This is a genomic window from Sedimentitalea sp. XS_ASV28, from assembly GCF_041224545.1.
Lineage (GTDB): Bacteria > Pseudomonadota > Alphaproteobacteria > Rhodobacterales > Rhodobacteraceae > Sedimentitalea.
On record NZ_JBGFGP010000176.1, the window covers coordinates 261,667 to 275,085 of the forward strand.

The window sequence follows — 13,419 nt, forward strand, 5'->3', positions numbered from 1 at the left end:
GGCATGTCATGTTAAGAAACCGGATTGCCTTTTGCTGCACCGCGGCACATGGAAAGCCACGACTTATACACCGACATGCGACACGGCTGCCGCGTCGCGTTCCGGTCACAGATTTTTCGGAGAACCGCCCCATGCGCCCGGCCCTACCTGTTTTCGGATCGCTGCTGGCGGTCATGCTCGGCGGCTGCGCACCACAAGATATGGGGGCAACAACCGCAAAGGCCCGCTTCGCGACCTACCCCGACTCGCTGATCTCCGCGCTGCAATCCGCCTGCGAGGGTCCGGCGCAAACCTTCGCACGGCCGACGCGGGATTCGATCGAATGCCGTGAATACCTCCCCCCTGACCCCACGGCGGCGATCATCCTGACCTATGATGGTGTCCCCGACGACCTGCCCCAGCTGGTGATACGCTTCCAGACCCGCAAGGATGCCACCGGCTACCTTGTCGAAAATGACGTCTATCTGAACGTGCCGCAGAAATCGGGACCGCCTCTGCATGTCTACCAGCGCGATCCCCGGCTCAACCGCGTCGTCGCCGCGCTTTATCGCCGTTCCGGCGGCACACCCACGCCCTGACGGTGCCGCGAAACCCGGCCGCCTATAGCATTTCGCGATAATCCTGCATCATCCGACGCTACTTGAAACAGAAGATTTCAATGCGTCAGGTGATAACTGATATTTCAAATCAATCACGAAACGCTTTATTTCATCTTTGTTGAAATACTCCGGGGTGTCTGAGGGGCAGCGCCCCTCAGCGATCACCCGACAGTTCAAGGCTCACGCATCAGTTCTGCAACGTCATGTAAAATGGTCGGGGCGGCGAGATTCGAACTCACGACCCCCTGTACCCAAAACAGGTGCGCTACCAGACTGCGCCACGCCCCGGACCGTGCGCCTCTCTAGCCAAGACAATCCGTTTTGAAAAGCCCAAAAGCGTGCCGCGATGGCCCTGACTCGGCAAACGCTGCCTGAAATCAGAGATGTCCGGCGCGGTCGGTGATGCGGGATGTTTCAAGTCTGTCGCGAGAGGCTTTAACAGGGCCAGATTGCAGGGCCTGCGGAAAAAACCGGGTGCCGCAATTGGGTTCCCGGCGCGATGCCATAGCGTTGCGCCAGCCCGCCATTGATCTCGAGCACCGCAAATATGCCGGTGCCGCCTTCGATCGGCGTCAGATCACCGGGGATGGCGCGATGATGCACAGAGATGACGGTCCCGGTCTGATCGACAAAAATCATGTCCAGGGGAATCAGGGTGTTCTTCATCCAGAAACTCGCGCGGCGCGGCGCTTCATAGACAAACAGCATGCCCGCGCCACGCGGCAGTGACTCGCGAAACATCAGCCCCCTGGACCGTGTTTTCGGCGTATCGGCGACCTCGACGTCAAAGCCTGCCTCGCCCCAGGATCCGCGCAACTGCACATGATCCTCACGACATGTGGTTTCGGCGGCACCGACCGCTGCGCCACACACAAGGGCCAGAACAACCGCGAGAACGCGTATCATGTCACTTTTTGGATGCCGTTACGGCCATTTCCCAGGCCATGACCTCGGCAGCCATGCGTCCACGCTTGCCATCGATCACGCGCATCGCGAGCGCCTCGCCCGGTTGCAGATCCGCAAGACCCGACTGGCGCAGCACCTCGATGTGCAGGAACACATCCTCAGGCCGGCCGAACACGTTGGCAAAACCAAAGCCCTTTGACTTGTCAAACCACTTGACCCGCGCGGGTTCGAGCGGCGCGTTATGGATGGCGTCGGATTCCAGCGCCGCGAAATCGGTCAGAACCGGCGCTTCGTCCCGGACGGGGGGCGTGATGCTGACGATTTCGACCGCCTGCACGCCCCGATCGGTCCGATGGGTCACCACTTCGATGCCGGCGCCGTCCGCGACCGAGCTTTGTCCGAAGTTCCGCAAAACGTTGACGTGGAGCAGTATGTCAGGCCCCCCTTCGTCACTCACGACGAAGCCGAACCCCTTGACGGGATCGAACCACTTCACCTGACCGCGCACGCGGTACATGCTATTCAGATCGTCCGCCACAAATTAACCACCACGATGATTGTTGCCCCATTGTTACACGAAGTAGTGGACAAGTTTAAGCACCAATTTCAAGAAGAAATTACGACGGTATTACAAATAGTTGCATTTCGCGTGACGTGAATGTCACGGACTGAGTCGCTGAATCTGCCATTCCGAACCCGCATCCGGACGTTGCCAGAGGAACCGGTCATGCAATCGAAACGCACCGTCAGCCCAAAATTCGATATGGCTCGGAACGATGCGGTAGCCTCCCCAGAACGGTGGGCGCGCCGGAGTCGTGCCATGCTGCGCCGTGACCCTGGCAACCTCGGCCATCAGGGCAGCGCGACTGCTCAGAGGTCTCGATTGCCGCGAGGCCCAGGCCCCGAGACGGCTCTTGAGCGACCGCGACGCGAAATAGGCATCGGCCTGTTCGCCGTCCTCTCGGCTGATCGTGCCACGCACCCGAACCTGCCGGCGCAGCGATTTCCAGTGCATCACGAAAGCGGCCTTGCCTGCCGCGTCGAGTTCCTGCGCCTTCTGACTTTCATAGTTCGTGTAGAAGACGAAAGCTGCGGGTTCGATCTCCTTGAGCAGGACCATCCGCGCATTGGGCAGACCATCCGCATCGACCGTGCTCAACGCGATGGCGTTCGGATCGTTCGGCTCGACCGCCTCGGCCTCGGCCAGCCAGCGCCGTGCGATTTCAAATGGGTCGTCACCCGCGAATATCCCGTCCCGTTCGGTCATCATGTTCCCTCTGCATGGCCCTCTGCATCGATCGTCCGACCGCCGCTTATGGCGACCCGCCGGCACTTGAAGCAGTCAGACCAATCGCCTAAAGGTCAAGCCCACATTGCGCATTGGTCGGAGAAAAGAATGTCAAATCAGCTAATGGCCGGCAAACGGGGTCTTATCATGGGCCTCGCGAACGACAAGTCGATTGCCTGGGGCATTGCCAGAGCGCTGTCCGATGCCGGAGCGACACTGGCGTTTTCCTATCAAGGCGATGCGCTCAAAAAGCGAGTCGATCCACTTGCCGCGCAACTTGGCAGCGACATCGTCCTGCCCTGCGATGTCAGCGACGAGGCGTCGATCGACGCGCTCTTTGACGAATTGCAGGAACGCTGGGGCACGCTCGACTTCGTGGTGCACGCCATCGGCTTCTCCGACAAGAACGAATTGCGGGGCCGCTATGTCGACACCAGCCGCGCGAATTTCCAGATGTCGATGGACATTTCGGTCTACTCGTTCACTGCGGTGGTGCGCCGTGCCGAAAAGATGATGAACCAAGGCGGTTCCTGTCTGACACTGACCTATTACGGTGCGGAACGCGTCATGCCACATTACAACGTGATGGGCGTTGCCAAGGCGGCGCTCGAAGCATCGGTGCGTTATCTGGCCGAGGATCTGGGCAAGGACGGGATCCGGGTCAACGCCATCTCGGCCGGCCCGATCAAGACGCTGGCCGCCAGCGGCATCGGCGATTTCCGCTATATCATGAAGTGGAACGAGTACAATTCGCCCTTGCGCCGCAACGTGACAATCGACGATGTGGGCGGTTCCGCGCTCTATCTGCTGTCTGATCTGGCTGCGGGCACCACCGGCGAGGTTCTGCATGTGGATGCGGGCTATCACGTGGTTGGCATGAAGGCGGTCGATGCGCCGGACATGGCCAAGGGCTAGGTCGCGATGGAGCTTGCACATGTCATCGCGTTCAACCTGACGCTGCTGGCGGCCATTGCAAGCCCCGGTCCCTCCCTGCTCTTCCTGACGCGCAGTTCGATGGCGCATGGCCGGCGCGCCGGTGTCGCCGCCGCCTGCGGGCTCGCGGTCATGGCCGCGCTCTGGACATTGATGGCGCTGCTGGGTCTTGAGGGGCTGTTTATCCTGTTCCCCTGGGCCTATGGCGCGTTCAAGCTGCTGGGCGCGGGCTATCTGCTCTATATCGCGTGGACCACGTGGCGCAGCGCTCGCGAACCATTGGACGAGGTGGCCGCGCCTTCGGGACGGCGCATGTTCCTGCAAGGGGTGCTGATCAACCTGGGCAATCCCAAATCGGTGATGTTCGCCGCCGCCGTGTTGCTGGTGATCTTTCCATCCGATCTGAACGTTGCCGAAAAGACCTTAATTTTCTTCAACCACCTGGTGGTCGAACTGACCGTACAGCCCTTGCTGGCGGTGCTGCTGTCGACTGCGGTGATACGGCGTCGCTATCTGGGCCTGAAACCGGTTCTGGACAGGATCGCCGCCGCCGTTCTCGGTGCGCTTGGCCTGCGGCTGCTGTTGTCGCGCGGATAGGGCGTGATCGGGCTTTCGCCGACCCCGCGCTTGCGCTAAGGCGGCACAGACGAGGAGAGATCACATGACCGACAACCGCCTGCCCCATGAGAAAGGGTTTCACATCAGCTGGGACCAGATTCACCGGGACAGCCGCGCGCTGGCGTGGCGTCTGGACGGTCACGGCCCGGATGACGGCGGTTGGCGCGCCGTCGTTGCCATCACCCGTGGCGGCATGGCCCCCGCGATGATCGTGGCGCGCGAGCTTGATATCCGCACCGTCGATACGATCAGCATCAAATCCTACGATCATCAGAAACAGTCCGAGACCAAGGTGCTCAAGGCGCCGAACAGCGAGATGATGGGGGACGGCACGGGCGTTCTGATCGTCGATGATCTCGTCGACAGCGGAAAGACGCTCGAAGTCGTGCGCAGGATGTTCCCCAAAGCGCATTTCGCGACGGTTTACGCCAAACCCAAGGGACGGCCGCAGGTTGACACCTTCATCACCGAAGTCAGCCAGGACACCTGGATTTTCTTTCCCTGGGACATGGCCCTGCAATATGTCGAGCCCTACCGGGGCACGGACTAGGTGCAGAGGTCACGTTTGCCGGTGCCAGCGATGACACGAACGCAATCCACCTTCGCCTCTCCAATCGTCGAGACCTTTGGCTGGCTCAAGGGCATCGAGCATCCGGCGGATCGCCCCTTGATGCTGGTGTCACAGGCCGCACCGGTCGCGCCCCCTCCACAAGAGTTGCGCCGCGCGCTGGCCGAGATGGTGATGCATGATGACTCGATCCATCTTTACGGGCCGGTGCTTGGCCTGCCGGATTTGCGCGCGGCACTCGCCGCGCAATGCAGCAGCAAATATGGTGGCCAGGTCGCACCCGAGCAGATCGCCATCACCTCTGGCTGCAACCAGGCCTTTGCCGCGACCATCGCGACACTGACCGGTCAGGGGGATGAAGTTATCCTTCCAACTCCTTGGTATTTCAATCACAAGATGTGGCTCGACATGTCCGGCGTCACTGCCGTGCCGCTGCCGGTTCAGCGCGACATGCTGCCCGATCCCGAGCAGGCCGCTGCCCTGATTACCGAGCGCACGCGCGCCATCGTGCTGGTCACCCCGAACAATCCGACCGGCGCCGAATACCCCGCCGGGTTGCTGCACGCCTTTTACGATCTTGCCAGCAGACGGGGACTGAAGCTCATCGTGGATGAAACCTATCGCGATTTCGACAGCCGCGATGGCGCTCCGCATGACCTGTTCGGCGATCCGGACTGGGATCGGACGCTGGTACATCTCTATTCCTTTTCCAAGGCCTACCGACTGACCGGCCACCGCGTTGGCGCGCTTGCGACCTCTCCGCAACTGCTGAGCGAGGTCGAAAAGTTCCTGGACACCGTCACAATATGCCCGACCCAGACCGGGCAGCGCGCGGCATTGTGGGGCATGCGCAACCTGTCTGAATGGCTGGCGGGTGAGCGCGCGGAAATCCTGGCGCGTCGCGCCGCGATCCGCGATGGCTTTTCGGTGCTTTCCGAACGCGGGTGGAAACTGCGCGGGCTGGGGGCCTATTTCGCCTATCTCGAACATCCGTTCGACAAAGAGTCCGACGCGCTGGCAAGATCGATGGTTGAAACCGCGAGCATTCTTGCCTTGCCTGCCACCATGTTCACCCCGCCCGGCGATTCCCATGGCGCGCGCCACCTGCGTGTGGCCTTTGCCAACCTCGATCGCGCCGGAATTGCCACCTTTTTCGACCGAATGGCGGCCCTGCCCGCCTGAACCCGTCTTGCCCCCCCAGTATGTGCGTCGTAGACAAGGCGGCGAAATTCAAGGCAGTTCACTGCCAGCAGGGAGGCATCATGGCCGCAGGCGTAAAAAGTATGTCCAGGACATTCGTCTGGATCATTCTCGCACTTCTCATCGTGGGGCTGGCCGGATTCGGGGCGACCAATCTGAGCGGGACCATCCGGACCATCGGCTATGCGGGCGATCAACCTATCAGCGTCGATTCATATGCCCGCGAACTCCAGCGCGAGATCCGCGCGATCGAGGCCCAGTCGGGACAGACCCTGCCGATGTCACAGGTGCGCGCCATGGGGCTTGAGCAAGTGGTGCTTTCGCGATTGGTCGGGCTGGCATCGATCGACAACGAAGTGGCCGATCTCGGGATTTCGATCGGTGATGCCAACCTGCAAAAGGAAATCATCGAAATTCCGGCGTTCCAGGGGATCGACGGCGGCTTTGACCGCGAAGCCTATCGATTTGCGCTCAGCCAGGCCGGTCTGAACGAAACCGAGTTCGAAGACGACCTGCGCAAGGAATCTGCGCGCACGCTCGTGCAGGGGGCGATCATGGCAGGCACCAGGATGCCTGCTGTCCTGGGCGACACGATGGTCGATTACATCGCCGCGCGCCGCAACTTTACCTGGACCCAGATGACGGCTGAGGATTTGCAGACACCGGTGCCCGAGCCGACTCCTGAGCAGTTGCAGGCCTTCTACGACGCGCAACCGGATGATTTCATGCTGCCGGAAACCAAGCGTCTGACCTATCTGCTCATGACTCCGGAAATGATCCTGGACGAGGTCGACGTCGACGAAACTGCCCTGCGCGATCTCTATGACAGCCGCAGCGTCGAATATGACGTACCAGAACGGCGTCTGGTTGAGCGGCTGGTGTTTTCCGACGTCACCGCCGCGTCCACCGCCAAGGCACAGATCGATGTGGGCGGCACGACCTTCGAGGCGTTGGTCGAGCAACGCGGGCTGGCGCTGGCCGATGTCGATCTCGGCGATGTCACGCGTTCGGATCTCGGCGATGCGGCCGACGACGTGTTTGCCGCCGACATAGGCGATGTCCTGGGTCCGCTTCCATCGTCGCTTGGCCCCGCATTGTTCCGGGTCAACGGCACTCTTGCGGCGCGTGTCACGCCGTTCGAGGATGCGGAAGAGGAGCTGCGTGCCGAACTCGCCGGGGATCGCGCACGCCGTCTGATAGAAACGCGCGCCGAAGAGATCAACGACCTGATGGCTGGAGGCGCGACGCTCGAGGAGCTGGCGCAGGAGACCGACATGGAACTCGGCACCATGAGTTGGACCGACGATGCCCATGAGGGTGTGGCGGCCTATGAGGAATTTCGCGCCGCGGCCGCCGCAGTGACAGGGGATGATTTCCCCGAGATCGGCTTTACCGAAGATGGCGCGATCTTTGCCCTGCGCCTGGAAGAAGTGCTTCCGGTTCGCCCGGAACCCTTTGCATCGGCGCGTGACAAGGTGGCCGATGCCTGGACACTCGAACAAACCACCATCGCGCTGCGCGAGCAGGCGGAGCGGATCGTCGCGGATCTGAGCGACAGTGACGATTTCGCGACCACCGGTCTGTCCGTCCGCGTCGAAAACGGCATGACCCGCAGTGCCTTCATAGACGGCGCACCGACAGATTTCATGTCACAGGTATTTGCGATGGACAAAGGTGAACTGCGCGTCATTTCCGGGCCGGGAACTGCGTTCATCGTGCGGCTTGACGACACTTTGCCGCCGGAAGAGACGGATGAGCTGGCGGCGATGCAAACGGCGTTTGCGGACGGGGTCGATCAGGCGCTGTCCGAGGCCCTGTTCGAGGTGTTCGCGCGCGACGCCCGCCTGCGCGCCAAACCGCAGATCGACCAGCAGGCCCTGAACGCCGTGCAGGCCAGTTTCCAGTAGGGGCAGATGAACGTGCTGACCCCCGATTATGAGAGCTTTGCCCGTGCCTATGAAGCCGGGGAAAACCAGGTTGTCTATACACGGCTGGCGGCCGATCTGGATACGCCCGTCTCGCTGATGCTCAGGCTGGCTGGGGCCCAGAAGGACGCCTTCATGCTCGAATCCGTGACCGGGGGAGAGGTGCGTGGCCGTTATTCGATCATCGGGATGAAGCCCGACCTGATCTGGCGGTGTCACGGCACCGAAAGCGCGTTGAACCGCTCTGCCCGCTTTGACTCCGATGCGTTCGAACCGCAACCCGGCGATCCCATGGCGAACCTGCGCGCGCTGATCGCGGAAAGCTACATCGCACTGCCCGATGACCTGCCGCAGGCCGCCGCCGGGCTGTTCGGTTATCTGGGTTACGACATGGTGCGTCTCGTGGAACATCTGCCGGATGTGCCGCCCGACCCGATGGGGCTGCCCGATGCGGTGCTGTTGCGCCCGTCGGTGGTGGCGGTTCTGGACGGCGTCAAGGGCGAAGTCACGGTGGTCTCGCCCGCCTGGGTCAGCGACGGACAGACAGCGCGGGCCGCCTATGCGCAGGCCGCCGAGCGGGTCATGGACGCGGTGCGCGACCTGGAACGGGCGATGCCGGCGGAAACCCGCGACCTGGGCGACGCGGCCGAGATCGCCCCGCCGGTCAGCAATTTCAGCCCCGAAGCCTATCGCGCCGCGGTGGAGACCGCCAAGGAATACATTCGCGCCGGGGACATCTTTCAGGTCGTGCCGTCGCAGCGATGGACGCAGGATTTCCCCCTGCCCCCCTTTGCGCTCTATCGCAGCCTGCGGCGCACCAACCCGTCGCCCTTCATGTTCTATTTCAACTTCGGCGGCTTTCAGGTGATCGGCGCATCCCCGGAGATCCTCGTGCGGGTCTTTGGCAGGGAAGTGACAATTCGACCGATCGCCGGCACCCGTCCGCGCGGCGCGACCCCGGAAGAGGACCGCGCGCTCGAGGCGGAACTGCTGGCGGACAAGAAAGAGCTGGCCGAACATCTGATGCTGCTCGATCTCGGGCGCAACGACACCGGCCGCGTGGCGCGGATCGGAACGGTGCGCCCGACAGAGAAGTTCATCATCGAGCGCTATTCGCACGTGATGCATATCGTCAGCAACGTCGTCGGCGAACTGGACGAGAACAAGGACGCGCTCGATGCGTTCTTTGCCGGGATGCCCGCAGGCACCGTCAGCGGCGCACCCAAGGTGCGCGCGATGGAGATCATCGACGAACTGGAACCGGAAAAGCGCGGTGTCTACGGCGGTGGTGTCGGATATTTCTCGGCCGGGGGCGACATGGACATGTGCATCGCGCTGCGCACCGCCGTGGTGCAGGACCGCAAGCTCTATATCCAGGCCGGCGGTGGCGTTGTCTATGACAGCGATCCCGAGGCGGAATACCAGGAGACCGTCCATAAATCGAACGCCATCCGGCGCGCCGCCGCGGATGCCGCGCGGTTTACCGGCAATGGCAACGGCTGAGCCGCACTCGCGCGTGTAAGCGGGTAACGCGACAGGGGCTCTGCCCCCGCCGTCCACGGGACGGCTCCCCCGGAGTATTTTCACAAAGATGAAGTGCTGTGGGGATTGCCGGGCAGACAGAGGGGCCAATCCGTCCTGGACCAGCCCCGGTGCAGTTTTTCGCGAAACGCGTCAGCCGACCAGTTCGAGACCGGAAAAGAAATAGGCGATTTCGACAGCGGCGGTTTCCGGAGCATCCGAACCGTGCACGGAGTTTTCACCGACGGATTCCGCGAATTCGGCGCGAATCGTGCCCGGAGCAGCGTCTGCCGGGTTGGTGGCGCCCATGATCTCGCGATTGCGGGTGATGGCGTTTTCGCCTTCCAGCACCTGCACGACCACCGGGGCCGACGACATGAAGTCGCACAGTTCGTCATAGAAGGGGCGTTCCTTGTGGACCTCGTAGAACACGCCCGCTTGCGCCTTGGTCATGTGGATGCGTTTTTGCGCGATGATGCGCAGACCCGCGTCTTCGAACTTGGCGTTGATCTTGCCGGTCAGGTTGCGGCGGGTGGCGTCGGGCTTGATGATCGAAAAGGTGCGTTCCAGTGCCATCGGGCATCTCCTTGCAATTCGGCCGGCCGCGTGCCGGCCGGGTAATGGATGGCGCGCGCCTAGCATGGGCTGGCGGGTTTGAAAAGGCGCGTTGACGGTGTGCGGCACGCATTTTGGCGACTGTGGCGGCGGCGCGGTCAGGAGATACCGGGCAGCGGATCGATCCTGTCGCAATGACGGACATAGAGCGCGGACAGAAGCCCGAGGCCGCTGATCAACGACATCAGGCCCAGCACCGCGAAAGGCGCATTGTCTGCCGTCACGATGGCGCCGGTGCCGCTGGTGAGGACCGCGCCGAGTGCAACGGCCAGCGCGCCGGACAGCCCCGATGCCGTCCCGGCGAGGTCGGAGCGGACCGACAGCAGGCCAGCGCTGGCATTTGCGACGGTGAGACCGTTGCCAAAGCCCACCGCCACCGCCGCGCCAAAAAACACCCAGAGGTTCCCGAGGCCGAGCAGAAACAACAAGAGGCCGATCAATGGCCCGATGGTTGCCGCGCCGCGCCCCCAGAGGATCAGCGGCATCACCCCGGTGCGGGTCGCCATGCGCCCGGTCACGAAATTGCCGGCCATGAAACCGGTGGTGATGATTCCGATTCCCACCCCGAGCATTGCCGGGCTGAGATCGAACCAGGCAGAGGCGACAAGCGGTGCGCCGGTAATGAAGGTATAGAACCCGCCGACGGAGAAGGCGATGCAGAGGCTGTAGCCCCAGAAACGGCGCGATTTCAGCAGGTCGGGATAGTCGTGTATCTGCTGAGCGAACCCGGCTGAGCGATTGCGATGGGTTTCGCCCAGATCGACCCAGAGCAGGATCAGAAGCGCGGCCCCGAGAGTCGCGAAAACGACAAAGCCGGCGCGCCAGCCCCACAGCATGTCCAGCGCGCCACCCAGTACCGGTGCCAGCATCGGGGCCAGCGCCATCGACATTGCCACATAGCCCATCAGGCTCGCGGCCTCGTTCGGGGGGTACATGTCGCGGATGATCGCGCGGGACAGAACCTGGCCGGAGGCGATGACCCCCTGCAGCAGTCGAAAGAACAGGAACATGCGGAAATCCCGGGCCAGCAGGCATCCAACCGAGGCCAGCGCAAAAACGGCCACCGAGACCAGCAGCACGGGGCGACGCCCGAACCGGTCGGACAGGGGCCCGATCAGGATTTGCAGCACGGCGGTGATCGCGAGATAACCAGAGATCGCAAGGTTTACATAGCCGTAGGAAACCCCGAATTCATCGGCGATCCGTGTCAGCGACGGCAGGATCATGTTCAGGGTGACCACCGACACCCCGTTCAGGATCACGAGTGTGAACAGATGTGGTGGGGTTTGCGCGGGACGCATGTGGGTCGGCCATACCAGGGGTCTGTATATTGCCGCGCTATCACGTCGCGGACAGGCTGGCCATAGCCTCCCCGCCTCTGCTAAGAGCCGCGACATGTTACGCATCAACGATATCACCTATGCGGTCGAGGGACGTCCGCTGTTCGAGGCGGCCAGCGCCACGATTCCGACCGGTCACAAGGTGGGCATGGTCGGGCGCAACGGCACCGGCAAGACCACGCTGTTCCGCCTGATCCGGGGCGAACTTGCGCTGGAAAGCGGGTCGATCAGCCTGCCGGCACAGGCCCGCATCGGCGGCGTTGCGCAGGAGGTGCCGGGCAACGAGGTGTCATTGCTCGATACGGTTCTCGCGGCCGATACCGAGCGCGCGGCGCTGATGGCCGAGGCGGAGACCGCAACCGATCCCGCGCGAATCGCCGAGGTGCAGACCCGGCTCACGGATATCGATGCCTGGTCGGCCGAGGCGCGGGCATCGTCGATCCTGCGCGGGCTCGGGTTTGACAGCGAGGAACAGGCAATGCCGTGCAGCGCCTTTTCCGGCGGCTGGCGGATGCGGGTGGCGCTGGCGGCGGTGCTGTTTTCCGAACCTGACTATCTGCTGCTGGACGAGCCGACCAACTATCTCGATCTCGAAGGGGCGTTGTGGCTCGAGAACTACCTCGCGCGTTATCCGCATACGGTCATCATCATCAGCCACGACCGCGAACTGCTCAATCGGGCGGTGGGCGGCATTCTGCATCTCGAGAACCGGGGGCTGACCTATTACACCGGAAATTACGACCAGTTTGCCCGCCAGCGCGCCGCCAACCGCGCGGTGCAGGCGGCGGCGGCCAAGAAACAGGATGCGCGGCGCGCGCATTTGCAAGCCTTTGTCGATCGCTTCAAGGCCAAGGCGAGCAAGGCGAAACAGGCTCAGAGCCGGATCAAGATGCTGGAAAAGATGGAAACCATCCGCGCGCCCGAAGATGCGGCCCGCACGGTGTTTTCCTTTCCCGAGCCGGAAGAATTGTCGCCCCCGATCATTTCCACCGAAGGCATCAAGGTCGGTTATGGCGATACGGTCGTGCTGCGCAACCTGGACCTGCGCATCGACCAGGATGATCGCATCGCGCTGCTTGGCAAGAACGGTCAGGGCAAATCGACCCTTGCGAAACTGCTCAGCGACCGTCTCGCGCCGATGGAAGGCCGGATGAACAGGTCGGGCAAGCTGCGCATCGCTTTCTTTGCGCAGCATCAGGTGGACGAACTGCGGGTCGATGAAACGCCGCTGCAACATCTGCTGCGCGAGCGGCCCGCCGAGGGGCAATCGAGACTGCGCGCGCGGCTGGCCGGCTTCGGGCTGGGCGCGGACCAGGCCGATACCGAGGTGGGGCGCCTGTCCGGGGGGCAGAAAGCGCGATTGTCGCTGCTGCTGGCCACCCTGCCCGCGCCGCATCTTCTGATCCTTGACGAACCCACGAACCACCTTGATATCGAGAGCCGCGAGGCGCTCGTCGAGGCGCTGACCGCCTATTCCGGCGCGGTGATCCTCGTCAGCCACGACATGCATCTGCTGTCATTGGTCGCGGATCGACTGTGGCTGGTCTCTGGGGGCACGGTGAAACCGTATGAGGGCGATCTGGGTTCTTATCGCGACCTGCTGCTGGCGCGCGACAAGCCGGCGCGCAAGCAGGCCGAGGCCAGGCCGAAACCCAAACGTCCGTCGCGCGATGCTATCCTTGCGCTGCGAGCCGAGGCCCGCAAGGGCGAGGAACGGGTGCAGAAACTGAACGACATGCGCGACAGGCTGGCTGCGAAACTGGCCGATCCTGCGCTTTATGATGACGACAAGAAGGGCGAGGCCGAGGTCTGGCAGCGCAAATATGCCGAGGTGATGGACGGGCTTGACCGGGCCGAGGCCCTGTGGATGAGCGCACTGGAAAAACTCGAACGGGCCGAGACCTGA

Annotated in this window: 13 protein-coding genes and 1 tRNA gene; 8 read left to right on the top strand and 6 right to left on the bottom strand. The window is 62.7% G+C overall.

Annotation, left to right across the window (positions count from 1 at the left end):
* Nucleotides 1-131 precede the first annotated feature (131 nt).
* Nucleotides 132-578 carry a hypothetical protein gene (locus AB9K34_RS23045; protein WP_369957014.1) on the top strand — a complete coding sequence of 149 codons (447 nt, stop codon included), beginning with the start codon at nucleotides 132-134 and terminating at the stop codon, nucleotides 576-578.
* 232 nt (nucleotides 579-810) lie between these two features.
* On the opposite strand, the gene AB9K34_RS23050 is transcribed toward AB9K34_RS23045, so the two are convergent.
* The 4 genes from AB9K34_RS23050 to pdxH form a co-directional block, all read right to left on the bottom strand.
* A tRNA-Pro gene (locus AB9K34_RS23050) sits at nucleotides 811-887 on the bottom strand.
* Nucleotides 888-1,034: 147 nt separating this feature from the next.
* Nucleotides 1,035-1,505 (bottom strand): DUF192 domain-containing protein, encoded by a 471-nt coding sequence (locus tag AB9K34_RS23055; protein WP_369957015.1) that lies wholly within the window; start codon nucleotides 1,503-1,505, stop codon nucleotides 1,035-1,037.
* Nucleotide 1,506: 1 nt separating this feature from the next.
* Nucleotides 1,507-2,043: a cold-shock protein gene (locus tag AB9K34_RS23060; RefSeq protein WP_369957016.1), complete on the bottom strand. Its 537-nt coding sequence runs from the start codon at nucleotides 2,041-2,043 to the stop codon at nucleotides 1,507-1,509.
* A 123-nt stretch (nucleotides 2,044-2,166) separates the two neighbouring features.
* Nucleotides 2,167-2,772: a pyridoxamine 5'-phosphate oxidase gene (gene pdxH / locus AB9K34_RS23065; protein ID WP_369957122.1), complete on the bottom strand. Its 606-nt coding sequence runs from the start codon at nucleotides 2,770-2,772 to the stop codon at nucleotides 2,167-2,169.
* A 129-nt stretch (nucleotides 2,773-2,901) separates the two neighbouring features.
* Between pdxH and fabI the strand changes: the two genes are divergently transcribed.
* The 6 genes from fabI to trpE all read left to right on the top strand — a co-directional run bounded on the left by fabI (nucleotide 2,902) and on the right by trpE (nucleotide 9,540).
* Complete coding sequence (gene fabI / locus AB9K34_RS23070) at nucleotides 2,902-3,708, top strand: enoyl-ACP reductase FabI (protein WP_369957018.1); 807 nt, start codon at nucleotides 2,902-2,904, stop codon at nucleotides 3,706-3,708.
* 6 nt (nucleotides 3,709-3,714) lie between these two features.
* A complete protein-coding gene (locus AB9K34_RS23075; protein ID WP_369957019.1) occupies nucleotides 3,715-4,323 on the top strand; it encodes a LysE family translocator in 609 nt (202 codons plus the stop codon).
* Between the two features lie 64 nt (nucleotides 4,324-4,387).
* A complete protein-coding gene (gpt, locus tag AB9K34_RS23080; RefSeq protein ID WP_369957020.1) occupies nucleotides 4,388-4,894 on the top strand; it encodes a xanthine phosphoribosyltransferase in 507 nt (168 codons plus the stop codon).
* Between the two features lie 30 nt (nucleotides 4,895-4,924).
* Nucleotides 4,925-6,094: an aminotransferase gene (locus AB9K34_RS23085; RefSeq protein ID WP_369957021.1), complete on the top strand. Its 1,170-nt coding sequence runs from the start codon at nucleotides 4,925-4,927 to the stop codon at nucleotides 6,092-6,094.
* A gap of 80 nt (nucleotides 6,095-6,174) precedes the next feature.
* Nucleotides 6,175-8,019: a peptidyl-prolyl cis-trans isomerase gene (locus AB9K34_RS23090; protein WP_369957022.1), complete on the top strand. Its 1,845-nt coding sequence runs from the start codon at nucleotides 6,175-6,177 to the stop codon at nucleotides 8,017-8,019.
* A gap of 6 nt (nucleotides 8,020-8,025) precedes the next feature.
* A complete protein-coding gene (gene trpE, locus AB9K34_RS23095; protein ID WP_369957024.1) occupies nucleotides 8,026-9,540 on the top strand; it encodes an anthranilate synthase component I in 1,515 nt (504 codons plus the stop codon).
* A gap of 171 nt (nucleotides 9,541-9,711) precedes the next feature.
* Here the strand turns inward: trpE and ndk are convergent, their stop codons facing one another.
* Together ndk and AB9K34_RS23105 are read right to left on the bottom strand one after the other, a co-directional pair.
* A complete protein-coding gene (gene ndk, locus AB9K34_RS23100; RefSeq protein ID WP_369957025.1) occupies nucleotides 9,712-10,134 on the bottom strand; it encodes a nucleoside-diphosphate kinase in 423 nt (140 codons plus the stop codon).
* 137 nt (nucleotides 10,135-10,271) lie between these two features.
* On the bottom strand, nucleotides 10,272-11,474 hold the full coding sequence (locus tag AB9K34_RS23105) for a multidrug effflux MFS transporter (RefSeq protein WP_369957027.1): 1,203 nt from the start codon (nucleotides 11,472-11,474) through the stop codon (nucleotides 10,272-10,274).
* A gap of 94 nt (nucleotides 11,475-11,568) precedes the next feature.
* On the opposite strand from AB9K34_RS23105, the gene AB9K34_RS23110 reads away from it, so the two are divergent.
* Nucleotides 11,569-13,419, top strand: coding sequence for an ABC-F family ATP-binding cassette domain-containing protein (locus AB9K34_RS23110; protein WP_369957028.1), 1,851 nt, complete (start codon nucleotides 11,569-11,571; stop codon nucleotides 13,417-13,419).

Bases quoted from the DNA above. Each gene is read 5' to 3' on its own strand.
- AB9K34_RS23045 (WP_369957014.1), top strand. From the start codon at position 132: ATGCGCCCGGCCCTACCTGTTTTCGGATCGCTGCTGGCGGTCATGCTC.
- ndk (WP_369957025.1), bottom strand. From the start codon at position 10,134: ATGGCACTGGAACGCACCTTTTCGATCATCAAGCCCGACGCCACCCGC.
- fabI (WP_369957018.1), top strand. From the start codon at position 2,902: ATGTCAAATCAGCTAATGGCCGGCAAACGGGGTCTTATCATGGGCCTC.
- AB9K34_RS23105 (WP_369957027.1), bottom strand. From the start codon at position 11,474: ATGCGTCCCGCGCAAACCCCACCACATCTGTTCACACTCGTGATCCTG.
- trpE (WP_369957024.1), top strand. From the start codon at position 8,026: ATGAACGTGCTGACCCCCGATTATGAGAGCTTTGCCCGTGCCTATGAA.
- AB9K34_RS23085 (WP_369957021.1), top strand. From the start codon at position 4,925: ATGACACGAACGCAATCCACCTTCGCCTCTCCAATCGTCGAGACCTTT.
- AB9K34_RS23110 (WP_369957028.1), top strand. From the start codon at position 11,569: ATGTTACGCATCAACGATATCACCTATGCGGTCGAGGGACGTCCGCTG.
- AB9K34_RS23090 (WP_369957022.1), top strand. From the start codon at position 6,175: ATGGCCGCAGGCGTAAAAAGTATGTCCAGGACATTCGTCTGGATCATT.
- AB9K34_RS23055 (WP_369957015.1), bottom strand. From the start codon at position 1,505: ATGATACGCGTTCTCGCGGTTGTTCTGGCCCTTGTGTGTGGCGCAGCG.
- AB9K34_RS23075 (WP_369957019.1), top strand. From the start codon at position 3,715: ATGGAGCTTGCACATGTCATCGCGTTCAACCTGACGCTGCTGGCGGCC.
- pdxH (WP_369957122.1), bottom strand. From the start codon at position 2,772: ATGACCGAACGGGACGGGATATTCGCGGGTGACGACCCATTTGAAATC.
- gpt (WP_369957020.1), top strand. From the start codon at position 4,388: ATGACCGACAACCGCCTGCCCCATGAGAAAGGGTTTCACATCAGCTGG.